The organism is Empedobacter sp. UBA6305 (assembly GCF_002440405.1).
GTDB classification, from domain to species: Bacteria; Bacteroidota; Bacteroidia; order Flavobacteriales; family Weeksellaceae; genus Empedobacter; species Empedobacter falsenii_B.
Map to the genome: position 1 here is coordinate 20,315 of NZ_DJTP01000040.1, position 22,518 is coordinate 42,832.

Sequence of the window (22,518 nt, forward strand, 5' to 3'; positions counted from 1 at the left end):
TAACAGCTTAAGAAATTCTTTCAATCAAAGCCATGTAGAATCCATCATAATTAGTTTGAGATGGATAATGCATTTTATCTGAAACCATTTTATAATTTGGATTATTCTTCAAGAATTTTTCTACTTGCTGCTCATTTTCTTGTGGTAAAATAGAACAAGTTGCATAAACCATCATTCCACCAACTTTAATGATTTTAGAATAATCAGCTAATATTTTTTCTTGTGTTGCTAATATTTCGTCAATAAATTCTGGTCTTAATTTCCATTTTGCATCAGGATTACGTTTCAAAACTCCCATTCCAGAACAAGGTGCATCAATCAATAAGCGATCAGCAGAATTCTCCATACGCTTGATTGTTTTTGCTTCAATCACCTTTGTTTGTACATTCTGAACATTGTTACGTTTTGCACGACGTTTCAATTCTTTCAATTTCCAATCGTACAAATCCATTGCAATAATTTGCCCTTTGTTTTCCATCAAAGCAGCTAAATGCAATGTTTTTCCTCCGGCACCAGCACAAGCATCTACCACACGCATTCCTGGCTGAACACGTAAATAAGGCGCAATCAATTGCGATCCTGCGTCTTGAACTTCAAACCAACCATTCTGAAATTCATCTGTACGGAAAATATTTGTTTTCTCTTCAAGCTCTAAAGCATCTTGATATTTCGATAAAACTTTCGTTTTTATTCTACGCTCCTTCAACGCTTTTTGTAATGTTTTACGGTCTGTTTTCAAGGAATTCACACGTAAAACTGTTGGTGCTTGCGAGTTCATTGCATGCACTTCATCTAACCAACGATTTCCCAACGACTTCTCTCCTAACTCGAACATCCAATCTGGATACGATTCTGCAACCGCAATATTTTTAGACGAATTGTGATGTCTTTTCAAGACTTCTTTTGGATAGATTTTTTGAAATTCTTCCCATTTTGGTAACGTTTGCTCTGGATCTAAAGCAAACCAAGTTCCAACAAACTCCCAAATTGTATCAGGAGAAAGCGGACGGCTCATTGCCCCTTCAACCAAACGTTTCCAACGAACTAAATCGTAAACCGTTTCGGCAATAAAAGCACGATCGCGCGCTCCCCATTGCTTATTCGATTTCAATGTTCGCTCAACTTCTTTATCTGCATATTTTCCTTCGAAGAAAATTTGTTGCAATGTGTCGGTAATTCCGACAAATAAATTTTTATATGGTAAAATCTTCATAACTCGGTGCAAATTTACAAAGACTTAAATGATTAGCGTAATTAATTTATAAGATTATACAACTTCAAAAAGATCTTTTATCTTTTGAGGAACCTCAACCACTTTATTTTGCTGATAATCGAAGGTCACAATTCCTGTTTTCGCTTTTGCAATTAATTTATCTTTTGTAGAAATTTTATAGATTACATCAAAACTAACACGCGAAAAATCTTGCACACCAATCTCAATCAACAATTCATCGCCATAAAAAGCTTGATTTTTATACTCAATCGCAACATCACCCATAATCACGCTTACACCTCCAAAATCTAATTCCGAATAGCCATAATGTTGAAAAAACTGAATTCGCGATTCATGTATAATGGACAATACTTTATCGTTTGCCAAATGATTTCCATAATTGAGATCAGTTATGCGTACTGGTATTATTGTTGAAAATAAAAATTTGTCTAAAAAATCTAATTTTATACGAGCCATTTTGTAGATATCTTTGCTCAAAGATAAGAAAGTTGTATAAAAAAAAAACGGGTTTAAGCTCCTCAGCTTAAACCCAATTGATTTTAAAAAAAACTTACACTAGTAAGTATAAATTTAACATTAAAAAAAATCAATCTTACTCTCTACTACCTATGGTCAAATTTAGAAATAATTTAATAAATACCAAAACTTTTTAGAAATTTTTTATTATTCTTTTTTATTTAAAATAAGACTGATATAAAAAACTCTAAATATTTAGATTATTATATAAAAAAATACTCTATTAAATACGACCTATATAAATAAAACATGCTATTTTTTATATTTGTGAAAAATAGTAATTTGCAAGGCCAAACTTTTAACATGAATTTGATTCAATACATTCATCAACATCTTAATTCTATTTCAGAAAAATCAATCAACAATACAGTAAATTGTTTGAATGAAGATAATACCATACCCTTTATTGCAAGATATAGAAAAGAGGTCACAGGAAATCTTGATGAAGTTCAAATTTCTGCTATAAAAAAACTGCAAAATCAATACAATGAAATTGTTTCTCGAAAAGAATTTATTTTAAAAACATTGGAAGAGCAGAATCAATTGAGTAACGAATTACAACAACGTATTCAGAAAAGTTTTGATTTGGTTCAATTAGAAGATTTATATCTTCCTTATAAAAAGAAGAAAAAAACACGTGCAACCATTGCAAAAGAAAAAGGTTTAGAGCCTTTGGCAAAAATCATCATGAAGCAAAATAATATTCCTGATTTGGATGATTTAGCAAAAAAATATCTAAATGAAGATGTGATAAGTATCGAAGATGCTTTTGCAGGTGTGCAAGATATTATTGCAGAATGGATAAATGAAAATGAATATGTACGTCATCGATTGCGAGATATTTTCAGAAAATCTGCTTTGATTGAAAGTAAACTAGTAAAATCTAAAATAGATGATGAAGATTCGGCTAAATACTCGAACTATTTTGAATACGAAGAATTATTGAAAAAAATTGCTTCTCACCGATTATTGGCTATTTTACGCGGCGAAAATGAAGGTTTTTTGAAAGTAAATGTATCAATTGATAAAAAAGAAGCCTTCAAATTTTTAGAATACACTTTAATCAAATCTATTCAACCAGAAGTTTCTTGGGTTATTGAGGAAGCGATAAAAGATGCTTACAAACGACTTTTAGCTCCTTCAATCTCAAATGAAGTGTTGAAAGAAGCAAAACAAAAAGCAGATGAAACATCAATAAATGTTTTTTCGAAAAACTTAAATCAATTGCTTTTGGCGCCACCTCTGGGAGAAAAACGAATTTTAGCGATAGATCCTGGTTACAAATCGGGTTGTAAAGTGGTTGTATTAGATGAGCAAGGTGATTTGTTGCACAACGAAAACATCTATCCGCATGCGCCTCAAAATGAAAAAACACAAGCCATCAAAAAACTAAAATCGCTTATCAATGCTTATAATATCGATGCAATTTCGATAGGAAATGGAACAGCTTCTCGCGAGACTGAAAATTTGGTTCAGAATATTGCATTTGATCGTCCACTAAAAGTTTTTGTTGTAAATGAAGCTGGTGCTTCGGTTTATTCGGCTTCTAAAATTGCGCGCGACGAATTTCCGGATAAAGATGTTACCGTTCGCGGTGCTGTTTCTATAGGCCGCCGTTTACAAGATCCTTTGGCAGAATTAGTAAAAATAGAGCCAAAATCGATTGGAGTTGGTCAGTATCAACATGATGTCGATCAAACTTTATTGAAAAATGAGTTGGATGATGTTGTTTCTTTCTGTGTAAACAAAGTTGGTGTAAATCTGAACACAGCAAGCAAACATTTACTAAATTATGTTGCAGGAATTGGTGAAAAAATGGCTGAAAATATTGTAGAATATCGAAGCGAAAATGGTGCATTTAATTCGAGAAAAGAGTTACTAAAAGTTCCTCGTTTGGGTGAAAAAGCATTCTTACAAGCTTCTGCTTTTTTACGAATTCCAAATGCAAAAAATCCGTTAGATAATTCTGCTGTTCACCCAGAATCGTATGCTCTTGTAGAGAAAATGGCGAAAGATTTGAAAGTTGATTTGAAAGATTTGATTCAAAATAAAGAATTGATTAATCAACTTGATTTAACCAAATATATTACCGAAAAAGTAGGTTTACCAACTTTAGAAGATATTAAAAAAGAACTTGAAAAACCTGGTTTAGATCCGCGTTCTACTGCAAAAGTTTTTAGTTTTGATCAACGATTAAAGAAATTCGAAGATTTGCAATTGGGCATGAAAGTTCCTGGAATTATTAATAATATTACCAATTTTGGCTGTTTTGTAGATATAGGAATCAAAGAAAATGGTTTGATTCATATTTCTAAAATTTCGAATGAATTTATTTCAGATGTAAATTCAAAAGTGCATTTGAGTCAACAAATTGAAGTAACCGTAATTGGAATTGATACAGAAAAACGTAAAATTCAATTGTCTTTGATTGATTAAGGAAAATAATTTCAAAATTAAAAGGCAATCTAACGAAAGATTGCCTTTTTGATTTTATTATTTTCTGAGCAGAAATTAATCCTCAAATTTTACTTTATATTGTTTATCAAACTCTTTTTTCTGCGCATCAGTCATTTTACTACGCATATATTTTATTGTAAATCCACCAATCATTTTATCACCTTTATAATACATCCAATCTGATAATTTAGTTGGATCTATCACAATTGTATCATTGTGTTTAACCAATTTTGTGTATTGAGGTACGTTGTCCACAATTCCTTTTAATTGATCGTTGTCCGAATATACATCACGAATCCAAATATGCTCTTTTTGTGTCGCATTCGGAATATCATACATTTGTTTGACAATAAAATTAGTTGTCGTTGTATCTTTCATCGACAACGCCAATTTGAAATCATCAAACGTTTGTTGCGCTTCCTTCCCAATACTATCCAAATCTTTTTGTTCTTGCTTTTGCTTATCCAAACCTTTATAAGCTTCTACTCCAGCATTTTCTTTGTTACCACAAGAAAATAATAAAACCGAAAAAGCTATTGCGAATAATGTATATTTCATAATTGTATTTCTTTGATTGTTGTCCTATAAAGTTACATAAATTTATTCAAAATAAGATAAATTCAACTCTTTTGGTGTTGGCTGAATCCATTTTTGATGACCAAAATAACTCCAAGTTGTATAAGCTAAATTGTAATTTGGATTTGTAAATTGATAATAATCGCTACCATTGACAGAAACTTTTGCATCCACAAAAACTTTGACATCTTTCACACCATTTTTCGCATAATCATATTTTACATAACGTGCAAATTGCCACATCATATCTGGGCTAACCGCCATTTTTGACATTTGTTTAAAGGTTAGATATTTAGTCAAATCTACTTTCTCGCGTTTCAAGAATTTACCTTTTTTCTGTGGATCTGGTTTCGAAACATATACCACAACTTCACCCGCTTTATTACGCAACATCATTCGCCAAGCCATGCGATGACCTTCCTCTGTCCAAAAAACATTTCCGGGAATAAAGTAATGGCGAACAGGTAAATATATTTGCCAAACTACGTAGAAAAACATCAAATAAGAGAACATGACACGACGAGTTGTCAATAAATTATCATCATCTGAACGATCCATCATAAATGATTTTTTAGGAAAAATAACTTCCTGAATTTTTACTGGATCATAAAAGAAAATTAACATTCCCAAAGCAAAGAAAGGAAATATCCCAATCCCGAAAACTGCTGAATTGAAAATATGAAAGGCTACAGCACATTTGAAAGCAATTCCGCGCGTTCTATTCATCAACATTGCAGGAATAATCAATAAATCGAAAAAGAATCCGCCCCAAGCAAACACTTGTGCAAACTCTAAACTACTTACAACTTTTCCTAAACCAACAAGATTATATTTTGTCGTCAATAAATCGCCATATTCGTGAAATTTCATTTGTAAAAAAACACCGTTAAACCAATCTGGATAAATCTTCGCGAAAGCAGCAAAAGTGTATACAATCAATAACTGAATAATGAATAAAGTTGGCACCCAATTGCGCATAGTTAGACGTTTTATTTTCGGGAAAATCAAACTATCAATCGAAAAGAAATGATGCGCAGGAATTATTGTCATCATCCAAGAAACTAGCATAAACAGATAATAATGGTTGTTGTAACTTGTTTTTTGCATGAAATACGTCAACGACCATAAGATCGAAAATACGATAATCGAAAATCGGTAAGCAAATCCAAACACGATAAACCAGCCTAAAATTCCCATGAGCACGTACAAATAAATCATATTTTGTCCCAAGAAAACATTTGTCCACTCGAATCCGATGAACGAAAATGTAATGTGCGGTTCAACAAAATTTGTTTGTACCCAACCTGTAAAAATGGCTCCCCAACATTCTGCAACAATTAATAAACCAAAGATTATTCGGAAAATTACAAGTGGAGAATTATCAACTTTTCGGAATAAATATTCGCTAAACATGATTGATTGTTAATTTTGGCTAATTTAAAAATAACCTTTAGAGTTTAGCTACTTTTAGCGTATATTTATTGTATGAAAACGAGGAAAATTATTTTGTTTGATGGAATTTGCAATTTATGCAATCAATCTGTTCAGTTTGTGATTGAACATGACAAAAAAAATCAATTTCAGTTTGCTTCATTACAATCTGATTTTGGACAAAATTTCTTGAAAGAAAATAATCTGGATGCGACAAAATTTGATTCTATCGTTTTTATTGAAGATGATAAATTTTATACCAAATCATCTGCAGCACTTAAAATTTCGAAATATTTGGACGGAATAACTTCGTGGTTGACTATTTTTATGATTGTTCCAAAACCTTTACGCGATGTGGTTTATAGTTTTATTGCGAAAAATCGTTATCGTTGGTTTGGAAAACAAGAAAGTTGCTGGCTTCCTAGTCCAGAATTGAAGGCGAAGTTTTTAGATTAAATTTTAAAGCTTTAACAAATAAAGCCAGTATTTTTTATCAAAAATTGGTTTTGTTCTTTGTTCATTACAAACCCTAAATCTTCATAAAGATGTCGAGCTGAATTCATAAATTCTGATGTATGAAGTGCGATAATTTTTTCATCTGATTCTTTTGCAAATAAAATACAAATTTTTATTAATTCTCTACCTATTCCTTTTCCTAAAAAATTAGGATGGACTCCAACCATTCTCAATTAAGTCCAATCTTTTTCGAATATTTCGGTAGGATTTCCTTTCGAAACTAAAAAAGCCATACCAATAATCTGATTATCGAATTCGCAAACAAAACAAGTAGATTTGGAAAGTAAATCTCTATACGATTGTTATGCACTTAAAAAAGAGTACATCTTATTCCAATTCAAAAGGTTTAAAACATGTTCGAATTGTTGATAAGAATCTATCCCAAGAGTACGAAGATTTTCAACATCAGATAATGATGCTTCTCTATAAGTTAAAACCATATATATTTCTACTGACTTCTATATTTCTCTATAGCAGCTTTTATTTTTTCGCGACGGTTTGATGGTGATGGATGCGTACTCTGAAATTCTGGAACTTGGCTTCCTCCCGAAGCTTCTTCCAAAATATCCATTACACCAATCAATGCTTCTGGATTATATCCTGCCTGAATCATAAATCGAACGCCCAAATCATCCGACTCCAATTCATCATCACGACCATATTTCATATTTACCATATTCGCCACAACTTGTGCATAATAAGCCGAATTTGCATCTCCTGCTGCAACGCCAGCCGCACCTGCAATTCCTTGAGAAAGCTCTTGTTTAGACATTTGTTCAGCACTATGACGTGCTATAACGTGACCAACTTCGTGTCCCAAAACGCCAGCCAATTGATCTTCATTTTGCAAACGAGTCAATAAGGCTTCGGTAATAAAAATTGGTCCACCAGGCAAAGCAAAAGCATTTACAGTTCGATTATCTGCTAACACATAAAACTGAAATGGATAATTCGTTTTATGCGCATCACTATTATTGACCACTTTCGCACCTACTCGTTTTACAAGTTCTTGGTATTGGGCATTGCGAGATAGTCCACCAAACTCTTGAGCCATTTGCGGAGCCGAATTAATTCCCATCGCTATTTCATCATCTTTGGTTAATGAAATATATTGCTTTTCGCCTGTAATTTCATTGACTTCAGAAGAAGAAAAATATTTTATAACAGAAAAAATAACAATTGCTGTCGCAATTATTAATTTTATCGACGTTCCGCCCTTTTGCATATCAGTGTAAGGTGTTAATTATTTTTTGTGCCTTTTCTTTAAAATCTCCAAAACATCTTTCAATTCAAAACCACGTGCATGTAAAGCCATTAGGTAATAAAAGAAAACATCTGCCGATTCTTCCAAAAAGTTTTCGTCGTTATCTTGTTCCGAAGCAATAACCATTTCTACAGCTTCTTCTCCCATTTTTTTAGCGATTTGCGAATTACCTTTTTTATGAACACGTTTCATTTTAGATTTTTTCGCATCCTCTAATTTCGCCTCTTCCATCATTATTTCCAATTTCTTTAAGAATGGAAATTTTTTCTCTTCTTTGACTTCAGAAGTATTTTCATTAAGTTCCATAAAATCGTTTGTTTTCATAGATTTTTTTAAACGTAGAATAAATTTAAGAAATTCTACCGAATTATTTATCTCAATTCTATTGCCAATATTACTATTTTTTGAAAAAAAAGAAAGATTTTATTCACATTTATTTCTAAAAAAATAAAATTCTAATCTATTCATTCAATTAATTTTTAACATTGTTATTCACTTTTATTTTAAGATAAAAAAACGTATTTTTACGCGAAAATAAACATAGCGCAAACACAATGAACACAAACGATTTTTCCATTAGACATATTGGAAACAATGCGCAGCAAGCAGCTGAAATGCTTTCTGTAATTGGGAAAGATTCTATTGATTCTTTAATTGAGGCAACAGTTCCTCAGAACATTCGATTGAAAAATGCTTTAGATTTACCAGAAGCTTTATCAGAATTTGAAGCTATTAATCATTTAGCTGAAATCGCTTCAAAAAATAAAAAAGTAAAAAATTATCTTGGATATGGATATTATGGTACAATTTTACCAGCGCCAATTCAACGTAATGTATTAGAAAATGCTGGTTGGTACACAGCTTATACACCATACCAAGCGGAAATTGCGCAAGGACGTTTAGAAGCTTTATTAAATTTCCAAACTGTTATTTCTGATTTAACAGGTTTACCTATTGCAAATGCCTCTCTATTAGACGAAGGTACTGCATGTGGTGAAGCAATGCACATGTTATTTGAATCTCGTTCTCGTGATCAAAAGAAAAACAATGTCAACAAATTTTTTGTAGCAGATAATTTATTCCCTCAATCTGTAGCGGTTTTAGAAACTAAAGCACATGGTTTAGGAATTGAATTAGTTGTTGGAAACTTTGAAACAACTGAATTAACAGAAGAATTCTTCGGAGCGATTGTACAATACATCGGGAAAGGAGGACAAATCAATAATTATAGATCATTTGTAGAAAAAGCAAATGCAGTTAATGTAAAAGTTGCTGTTGCAACAGATTTATTAGCTTTAACATTATTAACACCTCCAGGTGAATGGGGAGCTGATATCGCAATTGGTACTTCTCAACGTTTTGGTGTTCCTATGGGATACGGTGGACCGCACGCAGCTTTCTTATCTTGTACAGAAGAATACAAACGTGTAATTCCAGGGCGTATTATTGGAGTTTCTCAAGATCGTTTAGGAAACTATGCATTACGTATGGCTTTACAAACACGTGAGCAACACATCAAACGTGAAAAAGCGACTTCTAATATTTGTACTGCACAAGTATTGTTAGCGGTTATGGCTTCTTTCTACGCGGTTTACCACGGAAAAGACGGTTTACAATATATCGCTGATCAAATTCATACTAAAGCAGCTGTTTTACACGGAGGTTTAGAGCATTTAGGATTTAAATTAGTAAATACTAATTTCTTCGATACAATTCAAATTGAAGTTGAAAACTCAGACGAAATTGTAAAGATTTTTGCAGAAGAAGAAATTAATGTAAATGGATTCGAGAACGGAAAAATTTCAATCACAATTGATGAAATGACTTCTGAAGAAGATATTTTCGAAATTTTAAGTGTTTTTGCTACAATTAAAAATACAGAAGATGGTTTCGAATTTGAAGTAGATGACTCTTATTTACCTCAAGATTTAATCAGAACTTCTGATTTCTTAACACACGAAAACTTCAATTTATATCATACAGAAACAGAATTAATGCGTTACATCAAACGTTTAGAGCGTAAAGATTTGGCTCTTAACCAATCGATGATTGCATTAGGTTCTTGTACAATGAAATTGAATGCTGCAACAGAATTATTGCACATGTCTTGGGAAAGAATGGGGAATGTTCACCCTTTCACTCCAAAAGATCAAGTAGAAGGTTACCAAACATTAATCCAAAACTTAGAAGATTATTTAGCTGTAATCACAGGTTTTGATGCTACTTCTTTACAACCAAATTCTGGTGCACAAGGAGAATATGCAGGATTGATGGTTATTCGTTCTTACTTTGAGGCAAAAGGAGAAGGACACAGAAATGTAGCGTTGATTCCACAATCTGCTCACGGAACTAACCCTGCTTCTGCTGCAATGGCTGGAATGCAAGTTGTTGTTGTGAAAAACTTAGAATCTGGTGAAACAGATTTAGTTGATTTGAAAGAAAAATGTGAAAAACACAAAGATAACTTAGCTGCATTGATGATTACTTATCCATCAACTTATGGCGCTTTTGATAGCAATATCGAAGAAGTTACTGAAATGATTCACGCATACGGAGGTCAAGTTTATATGGACGGTGCAAACATGAATGCGCAAGTTGGATTAACTTCTCCAGGAAATATTGGTGCAGACGTTTGTCACTTAAACTTACACAAAACATTCGCTATTCCTCACGGAGGTGGAGGACCTGGTGTAGGACCAATTTGTGTAAAAGCACATTTAGCTCCTTTCTTAGGATCTTCTCCATTAATCGAAACTGGAGGAAAAGAAGCGACAAATACATTTGCTGCAGCTCCTTATGGTTCTGCATTCATTTTACCTATTTCTTACTCTTACATTTTAATGTTAGGTGCAGAAGGTTTATTGAAAGCGACACAAGGTGCAATCTTGAATGCTAATTACATGAAAACTCGTTTAGAGAAACATTTTGATATCTTATATACAAATGGAAACAATGTAGTTGCGCACGAATTTATCTTAGATTGTCGTCCATTCAAAAAAGCAGGAATTGAAGTAACTGATATTGCAAAACGTTTGATTGATTACGGATTCCACGCACCAACAGTATCTTTCCCAGTTGCTGGAACATTGATGGTTGAGCCAACAGAATCTGAGAATAAAGCAGAATTAGATCGTTTTTGTGATGCATTAATTTCCATTCGTCAAGAAATCGACGAAGTTGCAAACGGAGATTATCCAGTTGACAACAATGTATTACACAACGCGCCTCACCCAATTCACTTGATTACAGCAGACGAGTGGGAATATCCTTACTCTCGTTCTAAAGCTGCATATCCAGCAGAATGGGTTCGCGAACGTAAATTCTTTGCATCTGTTTCTCGTATTGATGATGCTTACGGAGATCGTAACTTAATCTGTACGTGTGCTCCTATCGAAGCCTATATGGATTAATTATTCTAGAAAGAATATATTTTTAAATACAAATCGCTCTGAGAAATCGGAGCGATTTTTTTTATTGAAATAATTTAAATGTTTAAAATGTTTGTATTTCTTAATTTTTTTTTAAAATTCATTCTAACTAAACTTTTAATATTAAAACATTTATGAAAAATTATGCTGCCGAGTTTTTCGGTACTTTTTGGTTAGTTTTCGGAGGTTGTGGTAGTGCAATCTTTGCAGCTGGTATTCCCGAATTAGGAATTGGTTACGCTGGTGTTGCATTAGCATTTGGTCTTACTGTATTAACAATGGCTTATGCAGTTGGTCATATTTCTGGAGGACATTTCAACCCTGCTGTCTCTTTCGGATTATTTGCTGGAGGACGATTTGATGGAAAACAACTTATTCCTTATATTATTTCACAAGTACTCGGAGCAATTGCTGCAGCTGGTGTATTATACTTAATCTCATCTGGAAACTCAGATTTTGCAATTGACAATACCAAAGCTGGTGCATTCGCTTCCAATGGATATGGAGCCTTTTCTCCACATGGTTATAGCATGTTATCTGCTTTTCTAATTGAATTTGTCTTAACAGCCTTCTTCTTAATTGTTATTTTAGGTGCTACAGATAAATTTGCAAACGGAAAATTTGCTGGAATTGCAATTGGTTTGGCTTTAACATTAATTCATTTAATTTCTATTCCAATCACTAACACATCTGTAAATCCTGCCCGTTCTACATCACAAGCTATTTTTGTAGGCGGCGAACCTTTAACGCAATTATGGTTATTCTGGGTAGCACCAATCGCTGGAGCAATTGTAGGTGGATTAATTTATAAATTATTATTACAAAAAGACGAAAGTCAAGCATAAACTAAAAGCTCCGAATGGAGCTTTTTTTATTTTATTAACTGATATTCAGGATAAAATTCATTAAGTATTTCTTCTTCTTTATTCGGTAAAAAATAACAGGTTACATAAAAAAGTAAAAAGATAAAACTAAATATAATCGAAAATACAATATTTAAAATAATTTGGTTATTATCAAGATGAATCAAAACCTGCAAACTTAGATTAAACAAAGAAAATGCAAACGAGATGATATAAAGATTTTTAAAAATAAGCTCTTGTAAAATCAGTTTTCTATTTTTCACACTTAATTTTTGACGATATTTTTTTTGTAACCTTATATATCGATAAATAAATAATCCAAAAAATAAAACAATCGTACTTAAAATAGCAATTTTACTATATTTAAAAGCTATCAAATTAAACAATAATATTCCACTCATAACAAAAATAAAATACTGAAAAGTAAGTAAATGACTTTTCATCACTTTCCAAATTAAATTATTGTATTTTTTTTGAAGCGCAAACCTTCTTTTATCTACAATTTCAGAAAAACCAAATATTCCAAACTTCTTAAATTCATTTTGTAAAGCATCTTCAAAAGTTATAGTTTCATTTGTTTCCCATTGTTCTTCAATTCCACAAGCCAAATGATCGGCTAATTCCAATTGCAAATCATAATACTCAACATAATGCTGACGCGTAAAATCGATTAATTTTTGAACTTCAAAAGCAGAAATTTTTCTCATGATTAAATCAATTTAGGGTTCAATAATTTTTGGATTTGTAGCATTGTTTCTGTTAACAATTGAATTCTTTTTACAGATTCTTTAGTTCCAAACTCAGTCAACTTATAATATTTTCTTATTCGACCTTCTACTCGCTCAGCTTCCACTTCAATTATATTCTCAGCTTCCAGCTTATGTAAAATAGGATACAATGCACCCTCTTTTAACTCAAATTCATCTTGCGTTAAAATTCTAATTTTTTGAATGATTTCATAACCATACATTCTTTTATGATCTTGTAATAGTTTTAAAATAATCGGTTGCAGAGTTCCTTTATAAAATTGAACATCTTTCATATACCTAAGTTTCTTATGTAAGTTAAGATAAATAATTCAATTAAAAACACTTTAACTAAAATTTATTTCAAAAACTCATCTGTAAAATGTTGAGTTTTTATATCGGAAGAAAATTTTGTTTGATTATAATCCGATGATTTATTTTTTGGAATCGAAAGTGAATTCCATTCATTGTCCTTTATTAATTTTCCTATAAAAACAATTTGACCAACATGATACGGATGATGCGCCAATTGACGATTAATCGCTTCTATTACTGAATGTTCTTCATTTCGGATATAAATAATTTGCTGTAAATCTTCGTCGGTTTTGATTTGTGCTAAAGCATCAAACAAACACTTCCAACCTTTCTCCCATTTATCTAAAAGTTGTTCTTTAGTTTTGATTGTATCTTCAAATTCTTCATCACGATTTCGCCGCTCTTTTTCACCATCTGTTGTCAAAAAATCAGTCCAACGCGACAACATATTTCCTGAAAGATGATTCACGATAATCGCAATGCTATTTGAGTTTTCATTGTATTGCCAAAACAATTCTTCATCCGTTAATTGCGAAAATGTTTTTTCACCCAAATGTTTATAATACTGGAATTGTTTGATAATCCCGTTTACTAAATTATTTTCCATATTCTGTTAATTAGTTCCTTGCAAATTTTTGTGATTATGCTTGCGTTTATAATGCGTTTCCTTAAATTTATTTTTATCCGTTGTCACTATTGAGATATTTCCATCAATCTCCATCATCGCCAATTTCACATCTTTAATGTGTTCCACCCCATGTTCGCGCATTGCTTCATTCAATTCTTCCGAATTAATTCCCAATTTGCTCAACATTGTAAAATCAGCTTTTCCATTACGGATTAAAATTTCAGATTTTTGTTCAATTAAGTTTCCTAAAAATTTATTTTTCAACATTATTTTTTTAACAATAAAATTTAAAAGAAACAATACAAAAGCTGCTATCAATCCTCCTTGCAAACTCGAATCTGAACCAACCATTGCATTTTGTACAGCGTTACTAATTAATAAAATTAAGATTACATCGGCCGTATTTAATTGGGATAATTGCTGTTTACCAAAAATTCTAAGTGCAATTAACATAAAAAAATACACCGAAATACAGCGCAAAACAATTTCTAAATAACCTTCCATACATTTATTTTAAGTAAATAAAAGGTACTAAAAAATCCGTTCTGAAATTGGAACGGATTTAAGAATTTATTTTGATTTTCTAAGAATATAAATTCTGGAAACTCTTAAAATTAAATAGATAATTGCGAGATAAAACTTTTTCTCATAAAACAATTCAAGACCTCTTATTGGGAAAAATTTTTCTGATAAAAACGCTAACAATAAAATTACAATAACTGCAATACTAACAATATTAATTGCTTTATCCATTAGTTGTTATATTTTGGTTGAATATTTTTCTTCATCATTTCGTATAAAGAATGTCCAATTCCTTGTGTAATCTCTGACAGATTTTCGAAATTAATCACCGAAACTTCATCGTTTTTTTGATGATAATGATGTTGATTCTCCATGTTTACAGAAGAAAGCGCATGCGATACCACTTTATGATTCACAAAATTTACATTATCCGAACGATAAAATAATTGTTGCTGCAAATAAGGGTCGTTTTCAACTTTGAATGTTTTAGTAGAATTATTATTCATCAAATTCATCAAATCCGAACGATCGCTACCCGTCATATATACTTTTCCTTCACCGAAAGCAGAAACAGTTCCAATCATTTCTAAATTCAACATCACTTTCATATTTGGTAAATAAGACTGAAAATCTGTGTTTTCTACCAACATTTTAGAGCCAATTAATCCAATTTCTTCAGCATCAAAAGCCATAAACATCATAGTTTGCTTAACTTTTTTGTTTTTGAAATAATCAGACAAAGCCATTACAGCCGAAGTTCCACTTGCATTATCATCTGCTCCATTAAAAATTTTATCCTCACCTTTGTCATCTGTTCCAACATGATCAAAATGCGCACCTACAGCGTAAATATCAGACGATTTACCTTCTTTAATTCCGCAAACATTTTGTCCTGTTTTGCCTTTATATTCAAATTCGATTAAATATGAATCACCAACACAAGGTTTTAATTTATTTTGTTTGAATTTTTCAGCAATCAATTCAGCAGCCAATCGATTTTCGGGCGTTCCAAATTTTCGACCCTGCATAGCATCAGAGGCTAATTCTTCGACATATTTCTTTTGATTTTCTTTAGAATACTGCGCGTTTGCTTGATTGAAAGCAAGTAATCCAATTGCAAGTAAAGTATATTTTTTCATTTTTATATGTGTGATTAATTTGACGGAAGATACGAAAAATTAACTTTTCTTCTCAAACATCAATTCTTTTACTTTTTCTTTGTCTTCTTTTTCATTCTTTAGGTCGAACATTGTTCCGAAAATACGATCCCAAAACGTATTGGAAACGCCAAAACCTAATTCTTCGTCTTTATAATGATGCAAATGATGATTGCGCCAAAGAGGTTTCATAAACTTGAAAGGCGGCGCAACAGCATGAATCAAATAATGCATAGACGCATACAATAAATAGCCAATCATAAAACCAGGAAAGAAAGCAAAGGTGTATTTCCCTAAAATTAAATATTGAATCAAGAAAATGATTGACGCCAAAAGAATACTTGGAACTGGAGGCATAAACAAACGTTGTTTATCGCGTGGATAATGATGATGATTTCCATGAAAAATGTAAACAATTCGTTTTAGACTTGGTTGTTCGGCTGTCCAATGAAAAAGATAACGATGCGCAAAATATTCGAACAAGGTCCAAAATAACATCGCTCCAAAAAATAGACTGACAACTGTTAAGACTGATAAATCGTAACTAGAAATTCCATAATAAATACAATAGGAAAGTAGAGGAATGTACATTCCCCAAATAACTGCGGGATGACCTTTTGTCAACATTTCGAGGTATTTGTTTTCGAAGATTTGCGCTTGACCTTTATTATGTATTTTCTCAAATTTCATGGTTACAAAATTTAATTTACTTAAAAATAAGGTTTTAACATATTTTAAACAAACAATCTCTAAAAATTAATTGTTAAAAAAAATCCGAAAATCAAAGTTTGATTTTCGGATTATATGATAAATAAGAAAATTCTTATCTGTTTTCAATTTCAACGTAATCACGTAATGGTGCTCCTGTGTATAATTGACGAGGGCGACCAATTGGTTGATTTGTTTCGCGCATTTCCATCCATTGTGCAATCCATCCTGGTAGACGTCCAACAGCAAACATAACTGTAAACATTTCAGTTGGGATATCTAACGCTTTGTAGATAATTCCTGAATAGAAATCTACGTTTGGATATAAGTTTCTTGATTTGAAATACTCGTCTTCTAAAGCAGCTTGTTCTAATTTTTTCGCAATATCTAAAATAGGATCATTGATTCCTAATTTCTCTAAAACGTTATCCGCAGCTACTTTGATGATTTTCGCACGAGGGTCAAAGTTTTTATAAACACGGTGTCCGAATCCCATTAAACGGAATGGATCGTTTTTATCTTTTGCTTTAGCTAAGTATTTTTCAACATCTCCACCATCATTTTTGATCGCTTCTAACATTTCTAATACTGCTTGGTTAGCACCTCCGTGTAATGGTCCCCATAATGCAGAAATACCTCCAGAGATAGAAGCAAATAAACCTGCATGAGAAGAACCTACTAAACGTACACTTGATGTAGAACAGTTTTGCTCATGATCTGCGTGTAAGATTAATAATTTGTCAATTGCATCAATAATAACTGGATCTAAGTCTAATTCTTGACCTGGTTTTTTGAATAATAATTGATAAAAGTTTTCTACATAAGATAATTTATCGTTAGAGTAGTTAACTGGTAATCCTTTAATTTTTCTTTGTGTCCAAGACGCTAATACTGGGAATTTACCTAATAAAGTAACTGCCGCTTTGTACATATCATCTGGAGAAGTAACATCAACAACTTTTGGGTTGAATGCTGATAAAGCAGCTGTTAAAGATGTTAATACTCCCATTGGGTGAGCAGAACTTGGGAATGCATCTAAGATTTTGATTAAATCTTCTGACACATAGTTATACTCATTAATATCAGCGATAAATTTATCTAATTCAGCTTGTGTAGGTAATTCTCCTTTGATTAACAAATACATTACTTCTACGAAAGAAGATTTCTCTGCTAATTGTTCAATAGGATATCCACGGTACATCAACTTACCTTCTTCACCATCTAAAAATGTAATTTTAGATTCGCATGCCCCTGTATTTTTGTAACCTGGATCCATTGTGATTAATCCAGTAGCACTTCTTAACTTGGAAATATCAATAGATTTTTCATCCATTGTACCAGTTGTAACAGGTAGCTCCAACTCATTTCCGTTGTAATTTAATATTACCTTATCTGACATTTTATAGTTTATATTATTTATTGCGTAATTTACACTTTTTTTATTAATTTGAGACTGATAAATATCAGTCTCAAATTATTTTATCGCTTAACTTTAAAAGCCTTAAGCCCTGGAAAAATTGCAGTTTCTCCAAGAATCTCTTCAATACGTAATAATTGGTTGTATTTCGCCATACGATCAGAGCGAGAAGCAGAACCAGTTTTAATTTGTCCTGTGTTCAAAGCAACAGCTAAATCTGCAATTGTAGCATCTTCTGTTTCTCCAGAACGGTGAGACATAACTGCTGTATAACGTGCATTTTGCGCCATTTGTACTGCTTTGATCGTTTCTGTTAACGTACCAATTTGATTGAATTTTACTAAGATAGAATTTGCTGTTTCAACATCAATTGCTTTTTCTAATTTAGTTACATTCGTTACCAATAAATCGTCTCCAACAATCTGAACACGTTTACCGATTTTATCTGTTAAGATTTTCCAACCTTCCCAATCGTTTTCATCCATACCATCTTCGATAGAAATAATTGGATATTTCTCTGTCAATTCTGCTAAATAAGCTGCTTGCTCTGCAGAAGTACGGATAGCTCCTTTCTCTCCTTCAAATTTTGTATAGTCATATTTTCCATCGTGATAAAACTCTGATGATGCACAATCTAATGCAATCATAATTTCTTCACCTGCTTTGTAACCTGCTTTTTCTATTGCAGAAATTACAGTATCTAAAGCATCTTCTGTGCCATCAAAAGTTGGTGCAAATCCACCTTCGTCACCTACTGCTGTAGATAAACCACGGTCGTGTAAAATTTTCTTTAATGCATGAAAAACTTCTGTTCCTTTGCGTAAAGCGTCAGAAAAAGATGCTGCCTGAACTGGCATAATCATGAATTCTTGGAACGCAATAGGCGCATCAGAGTGAGAACCTCCATTTACGATATTCATCATTGGAACTGGTAATGTGTTTGCATTAACTCCACCGATGTATCTAAACAATGGTAAACCTAATTCTTCTGCTGCAGCTTTTGCAACCGCCAAAGAAACACCCAAAATTGCATTAGCACCCAATTTAGCTTTGTTTTCAGTTCCGTCTAAATCAATCATTACTTGATCGATTAAATTTTGTTCAAAAACAGAAAAACCAATTAATTCTGGAGCAATCACTTCATTTACATTCTCGATAGCTTTCAAAACTCCTTTACCTAAGTACAAGTCTCCACCATCACGTAATTCTACTGCTTCATACTCTCCTGTAGATGCTCCTGATGGAACAGCTGCACGACCTAAAACACCTGATTCTGTATACACGTCTACTTCTACAGTTGGGTTACCACGAGAATCTAAAATTTGTCTTGCATGGATATGCGAAATAATGCTCATTATTAATATTTTTTAATTGATAAAATTTTGATTTACCAAAAATAATGGATTTGAGTAATCTTTACAACGAAATTATCTTTTTTTAAAAATAATTTAATTCAAAAACAATTCGAAAAACTTATGCATGCATAATAAAGAAGTATAATTTCGATGCCTGCAAAGATTATTATTTTTTGAGTGAATTAAAAAAACTTTAGATAAAAAATTTAATTTGTTATTGTAAGGGTTCCATTTGCATTTACATACACTTGGTATGTTCTTGGCGCTCTATTCGCTACTTTTGTAGGTTGTCCTGTCAATAAAATCCATTCAGAATTATCTGCATCACACACAATACTGATGTCATTCTTTACATACAGAGTGGTTTCTGCACCAGGACAAATATGCGGCGCATTGCGATCGTAAGCTTTGAAACTAGAAGCTGTACGTACCACAATCAAACCTCTAGAACCTGCTGTTGCTCCTTCAACATATACCCATCCTCCTGGATTATTAAGATTAGAATATAATGGTAAATTGATATTGATTGATACATTCACAATTGTATTTGGCACACAACTTACTGTACCATCATCTGAATTGCAGCCTTGAAATAAGCCAGCAAAAACACTAACCAAAATAACCTTATTTAGAATCGTTTTAATAAATTGTTTCATTTTTAATTTGCTGTATTTTTTTTATTATCTTTGTAGTACAATAACTAAATAGTCCTGCGCATAGTATTACATATGTGTAGGATTATTTATTTTATAAGATCTATTTAATAAAAAATTAAACATTGTTGTTATGGCAAATATACAATATGTAACGAAAGAGGGATTAGAAAAGTTGCGTGAAGAGCTTCATCAGTTAGAAACTTTTGAGCGTCCAAAAATTTCGCAACAAATTGCTGATGCGCGTGATAAAGGAGATTTATCTGAAAATGCAGAATATGATGCTGCAAAAGAGGCTCAAGGAATGTTAGAGATGCAAATTGCTAAATTGAAAGAAGTTGTAGCATATGCACGCGTAATTGATGAATCTAAATTAGACCATTCTAAAGTATCAATATTATCAAAAGTTAAAATAAAAAATACAGCGAACGGACAAGAATTAGTGTACACTTTGGTACCTGAATCTGAAGCTGATTTAGCTAAAATGCGTATCTCTGTGAATACTCCAATCGCAAAAGGATTGTTAGGAAAATCACTTGGAGAAGTTGCAGAAATTACATTACCTAACGGAATGACTTTAAATTTTGAAATTTTAGAAATATCTTTGGACTAAGATTTCAAAAATTAAAAACATATGGCAAGCATTTTCACTAAAATTATAAACGGAGAAATACCATCATACAAAATTGCCGAAAACGATAAGTACATCGCTATTTTGGACGCTTTTCCTTTGGTAGAAGGTCATGTATTGGTTATCCCGAAAAAAGAAGTCGATAAAATCTTCGATTTAGACAAAGAAACCTATTTAGGTTTAATGGACTTTTCTTACGAAATTGCACAAGCTATAGAAAAAGCAATACCTTGTTTACGCGTTGGCGTAGCTGTTGTTGGTTTAGAGGTACCACATGTACATGTGCATTTGGTTCCTCTAAATACAATGCAAGATATCAATTTCTCAAATCCAAAACTTCAATTATCTGCCGAGAAAATGATCGAAATTGCAGATAATATCAAATCATATTTATAATCGATGAACAAATACATTAAATTAGTAATCGCCGCTGTATTAATCGTTTTAGCAATCTTTTTGTTTACCATTCGCGAATACGGTTGGGGATTTGTTTCGTTATTAGTCACTGTATTTCCAATTTTATTCTATTTCAGAAACGAAAACATCTTGTTAGCTTTCTGGTTTTTACGTAAAGAGGATATGGCAAAAGCGAAAAAATGGTTACAAAAGATCAAAAATCCATCATCAGAATTAATTCCTAAACAAATGGGATATTACCACTACATGATGGGAATTACTGAAGCGCAGGACAATGTAGGGGTTTCAGAAAAATATATGAAAGAAGCCTTAAACTACGGTTTATCGTTTGATCATGACAGAGCAATGGCTAATTTATCTTTGGCTGGAGCTGCAATGTCAAAAGGTAAAAAGAAAGAAGCGGAAGGTTACATTAAAGAAGCGAAGAAAAACGATTCGAAAGGAATGTTTACAGATCAAATCAAAATGATGAATGATCAAATGAAACGTTTCAACGTAAGTAATTCGCAATTACAAAACCCACATATGCGTCACAAAGGACGTAAATTCTAAATGGATATATCAAAAATTACAGAAGAATCATCATCAAACACCAACAAGTGGAAACTGATTGAAGAATTCTTTCAACAAAATTTCACAGACGGTGAAAGACCAGATTTAGATACGATTCTTTTTTTGATCGGTGTTCAAGAATTAGGACAAGGAAAAAAACGATTCAAAAAAGATGATAAACTCAATTTATTACACATTGCAGTTTGTCGCGTGTTAGAACCTTTTGGTTTTTATCGTTTCGATGGATTAGATCCAGATGGTTGGCCACATTTTGAGTTGTTGGAAGATTTACCACCTCTCAAAACAAATGAACAAACCTTGTTAATGAAATACGCCGTTATACAGTATTTTGATGATCAAAAAATAATAAACTTCGAGTCTTAAGATTCGAAGTTTTCTTTTTTATACAAATCAACTACCACTTTATCTGCGTCTAACGTAAATTTCTCTACATTCAATTCTTCTTTGGATAACCACAACAATTCGTTGATATCCGCATCCAAAACTTTCAATTTATCCAATGCTTTCTCTGTAATTGTCGCTTTATAATAAATCAATAAAACCTGTTCTGTCGGATCAAAAGCATTCAACACAAAAAAATCTTGTGTATAAAAATGTTCATGAACTTCTACTTTCAAATTCAATTCCTCTTTTATCTCTCTCCTTATACAATCTTTTGTTCCTTCACCAAACTCCAATCCACCGCCAGGAAACTTATAAATTAACTCTCCCTGAAACGGCTCGTGAATCACCAATACCTTTCCCTTGTGTTCCAATAACGCATATACACGCACATTAAATGGTTTCATATCCTGTTTACTTTAAAACCTAAATATATAAAAATTCTTCATTCAAATGCGTATTATTATAGCGTTCCCTTCGGTCGGGCTATCCGTTGCAATCTTTTGTAGAAGAAAATTGGAAGTGATTACAGGAAAATCCAATTTCTACAAAAGGATTTCCACTACTATCCCTAACGCGGGTTGTAAGTTCTGAGTTTTGAGTAATAAGTTATAAGACGTAAGATTTAAGACTTACAGGAATAGAAGTAGAAGTTAAAATATCCACTTGAGGGAAATAGGGGCTTTTCGATTTATGAGTTGTAAGTTATAAAGGAAGCTTCCTTTTTATC

At 32.3% G+C, this 22,518-nt stretch carries 26 protein-coding genes; 8 read left to right on the forward strand and 18 right to left on the reverse strand.

Annotation, left to right across the window (positions count from 1 at the left end):
• Nucleotides 1–7: 7 nt before the first annotated feature.
• Nucleotides 8–1,213, reverse strand: coding sequence for an RsmB/NOP family class I SAM-dependent RNA methyltransferase (locus B3M86_RS09465; RefSeq protein ID WP_038333863.1), 1,206 nt, complete (start codon nucleotides 1,211–1,213; stop codon nucleotides 8–10).
• A 54-nt stretch (nucleotides 1,214–1,267) separates the two neighbouring features.
• Complete coding sequence (locus B3M86_RS09470) at nucleotides 1,268–1,711, reverse strand: acyl-CoA thioesterase (RefSeq protein ID WP_260392413.1); 444 nt, start codon at nucleotides 1,709–1,711, stop codon at nucleotides 1,268–1,270.
• Nucleotides 1,712–2,053: 342 nt separating this feature from the next.
• Here B3M86_RS09470 and B3M86_RS09475 point away from each other — a divergent pair, with 342 nt between their 5' ends.
• Entirely contained in the window at nucleotides 2,054–4,186 is a 2,133-nt protein-coding gene (locus tag B3M86_RS09475; protein WP_291075717.1) for a Tex family protein, read from the forward strand.
• Nucleotides 4,187–4,261: 75 nt separating this feature from the next.
• Here the strand turns inward: B3M86_RS09475 and B3M86_RS09480 are convergent, their stop codons facing one another.
• On the reverse strand, nucleotides 4,262–4,765 hold the full coding sequence (locus tag B3M86_RS09480; RefSeq protein WP_219034560.1) for a DUF2314 domain-containing protein: 504 nt from the start codon (nucleotides 4,763–4,765) through the stop codon (nucleotides 4,262–4,264).
• A gap of 42 nt (nucleotides 4,766–4,807) precedes the next feature.
• Entirely contained in the window at nucleotides 4,808–6,196 is a 1,389-nt protein-coding gene (locus tag B3M86_RS09485) for an HTTM domain-containing protein (RefSeq protein WP_221856680.1), read from the reverse strand.
• A 72-nt stretch (nucleotides 6,197–6,268) separates the two neighbouring features.
• Between B3M86_RS09485 and B3M86_RS09490 the strand changes: the two genes are divergently transcribed.
• The gene (locus B3M86_RS09490; RefSeq protein WP_221856678.1) at nucleotides 6,269–6,670 is read left to right on the forward strand and encodes a thiol-disulfide oxidoreductase DCC family protein; all 402 of its coding nucleotides are present in this window, start codon (nucleotides 6,269–6,271) and stop codon (nucleotides 6,668–6,670) included.
• Nucleotides 6,671–6,681: 11 nt separating this feature from the next.
• On the opposite strand, the gene B3M86_RS09495 is transcribed toward B3M86_RS09490, so the two are convergent.
• The 3 genes from B3M86_RS09495 to hisE all read right to left on the reverse strand — a co-directional run bounded on the left by B3M86_RS09495 (nucleotide 6,682) and on the right by hisE (nucleotide 8,318).
• On the reverse strand, nucleotides 6,682–6,897 hold the full coding sequence (locus B3M86_RS09495; protein ID WP_260509645.1) for a GNAT family N-acetyltransferase: 216 nt from the start codon (nucleotides 6,895–6,897) through the stop codon (nucleotides 6,682–6,684).
• Nucleotides 6,898–7,178: 281 nt separating this feature from the next.
• Entirely contained in the window at nucleotides 7,179–7,955 is a 777-nt protein-coding gene (locus B3M86_RS09500; RefSeq protein WP_221856616.1) for a M48 family metalloprotease, read from the reverse strand.
• An 18-nt stretch (nucleotides 7,956–7,973) separates the two neighbouring features.
• The gene (gene hisE, locus B3M86_RS09505; RefSeq protein WP_135836004.1) at nucleotides 7,974–8,318 is read right to left on the reverse strand and encodes a phosphoribosyl-ATP diphosphatase; all 345 of its coding nucleotides are present in this window, start codon (nucleotides 8,316–8,318) and stop codon (nucleotides 7,974–7,976) included.
• Between the two features lie 230 nt (nucleotides 8,319–8,548).
• On the opposite strand from hisE, the gene gcvP reads away from it, so the two are divergent.
• Complete coding sequence (gene gcvP / locus B3M86_RS09510; RefSeq protein WP_291069415.1) at nucleotides 8,549–11,404, forward strand: aminomethyl-transferring glycine dehydrogenase; 2,856 nt, start codon at nucleotides 8,549–8,551, stop codon at nucleotides 11,402–11,404.
• 152 nt (nucleotides 11,405–11,556) lie between these two features.
• Complete coding sequence (gene aqpZ / locus B3M86_RS09515; RefSeq protein WP_125350651.1) at nucleotides 11,557–12,267, forward strand: aquaporin Z; 711 nt, start codon at nucleotides 11,557–11,559, stop codon at nucleotides 12,265–12,267.
• 26 nt (nucleotides 12,268–12,293) lie between these two features.
• On the opposite strand, the gene B3M86_RS09520 is transcribed toward aqpZ, so the two are convergent.
• The 10 genes from B3M86_RS09520 to B3M86_RS09565 form a co-directional block, all read right to left on the reverse strand.
• A complete protein-coding gene (locus tag B3M86_RS09520; RefSeq protein ID WP_291079023.1) occupies nucleotides 12,294–12,893 on the reverse strand; it encodes a hypothetical protein in 600 nt (199 codons plus the stop codon).
• A 101-nt stretch (nucleotides 12,894–12,994) separates the two neighbouring features.
• The gene (locus B3M86_RS09525) at nucleotides 12,995–13,327 is read right to left on the reverse strand and encodes a PadR family transcriptional regulator (RefSeq protein WP_125350649.1); all 333 of its coding nucleotides are present in this window, start codon (nucleotides 13,325–13,327) and stop codon (nucleotides 12,995–12,997) included.
• A gap of 62 nt (nucleotides 13,328–13,389) precedes the next feature.
• Nucleotides 13,390–13,953 carry a DUF1572 family protein gene (locus B3M86_RS09530; protein WP_291075714.1) on the reverse strand — a complete coding sequence of 188 codons (564 nt, stop codon included), beginning with the start codon at nucleotides 13,951–13,953 and terminating at the stop codon, nucleotides 13,390–13,392.
• Nucleotides 13,954–13,959: 6 nt separating this feature from the next.
• Nucleotides 13,960–14,478 (reverse strand): DUF421 domain-containing protein, encoded by a 519-nt coding sequence (locus B3M86_RS09535; RefSeq protein ID WP_221856620.1) that lies wholly within the window; start codon nucleotides 14,476–14,478, stop codon nucleotides 13,960–13,962.
• A 66-nt stretch (nucleotides 14,479–14,544) separates the two neighbouring features.
• On the reverse strand, nucleotides 14,545–14,727 hold the full coding sequence (locus B3M86_RS09540) for a hypothetical protein (protein WP_125350646.1): 183 nt from the start codon (nucleotides 14,725–14,727) through the stop codon (nucleotides 14,545–14,547).
• Nucleotides 14,727–15,635, reverse strand: a complete 909-nt coding sequence (locus tag B3M86_RS09545) for a M28 family metallopeptidase (protein ID WP_219035372.1) — start codon at nucleotides 15,633–15,635, stop codon at nucleotides 14,727–14,729. Before B3M86_RS09545 ends, B3M86_RS09540 begins: the two co-directional genes overlap by 1 nt.
• A 39-nt stretch (nucleotides 15,636–15,674) precedes the next feature.
• Entirely contained in the window at nucleotides 15,675–16,343 is a 669-nt protein-coding gene (locus B3M86_RS09550; RefSeq protein ID WP_221856622.1) for a sterol desaturase family protein, read from the reverse strand.
• Between the two features lie 133 nt (nucleotides 16,344–16,476).
• Complete coding sequence (locus tag B3M86_RS09555) at nucleotides 16,477–17,760, reverse strand: citrate synthase (protein ID WP_125350643.1); 1,284 nt, start codon at nucleotides 17,758–17,760, stop codon at nucleotides 16,477–16,479.
• A gap of 80 nt (nucleotides 17,761–17,840) precedes the next feature.
• Nucleotides 17,841–19,133: a phosphopyruvate hydratase gene (gene eno / locus B3M86_RS09560; protein ID WP_280063426.1), complete on the reverse strand. Its 1,293-nt coding sequence runs from the start codon at nucleotides 19,131–19,133 to the stop codon at nucleotides 17,841–17,843.
• Nucleotides 19,134–19,339: 206 nt separating this feature from the next.
• Entirely contained in the window at nucleotides 19,340–19,789 is a 450-nt protein-coding gene (locus B3M86_RS09565; RefSeq protein ID WP_221856625.1) for a hypothetical protein, read from the reverse strand.
• A 130-nt stretch (nucleotides 19,790–19,919) separates the two neighbouring features.
• Here B3M86_RS09565 and greA point away from each other — a divergent pair, with 130 nt between their 5' ends.
• Genes greA through B3M86_RS09585 form a run of 4 tightly spaced genes read left to right on the forward strand, consistent with a single transcriptional unit; the run spans nucleotide 19,920 to nucleotide 21,770 of the window.
• The gene (gene greA / locus B3M86_RS09570; RefSeq protein WP_019976987.1) at nucleotides 19,920–20,399 is read left to right on the forward strand and encodes a transcription elongation factor GreA; all 480 of its coding nucleotides are present in this window, start codon (nucleotides 19,920–19,922) and stop codon (nucleotides 20,397–20,399) included.
• Between the two features lie 21 nt (nucleotides 20,400–20,420).
• Entirely contained in the window at nucleotides 20,421–20,813 is a 393-nt protein-coding gene (locus B3M86_RS09575) for an HIT family protein (RefSeq protein WP_114999218.1), read from the forward strand.
• A 3-nt stretch (nucleotides 20,814–20,816) separates the two neighbouring features.
• Complete coding sequence (locus tag B3M86_RS09580) at nucleotides 20,817–21,386, forward strand: tetratricopeptide repeat protein (protein ID WP_219035368.1); 570 nt, start codon at nucleotides 20,817–20,819, stop codon at nucleotides 21,384–21,386.
• The gene (locus tag B3M86_RS09585) at nucleotides 21,387–21,770 is read left to right on the forward strand and encodes a hypothetical protein (protein WP_219035367.1); all 384 of its coding nucleotides are present in this window, start codon (nucleotides 21,387–21,389) and stop codon (nucleotides 21,768–21,770) included. It begins immediately after the preceding gene.
• Here the strand turns inward: B3M86_RS09585 and B3M86_RS09590 are convergent.
• Nucleotides 21,767–22,195 carry an NUDIX domain-containing protein gene (locus B3M86_RS09590; RefSeq protein ID WP_280037508.1) on the reverse strand — a complete coding sequence of 143 codons (429 nt, stop codon included), beginning with the start codon at nucleotides 22,193–22,195 and terminating at the stop codon, nucleotides 21,767–21,769. The two genes, B3M86_RS09585 and B3M86_RS09590, sit on opposite strands and share 4 nt — an antisense overlap.
• Between the last annotated feature and the right edge of the window lie 323 nt (nucleotides 22,196–22,518).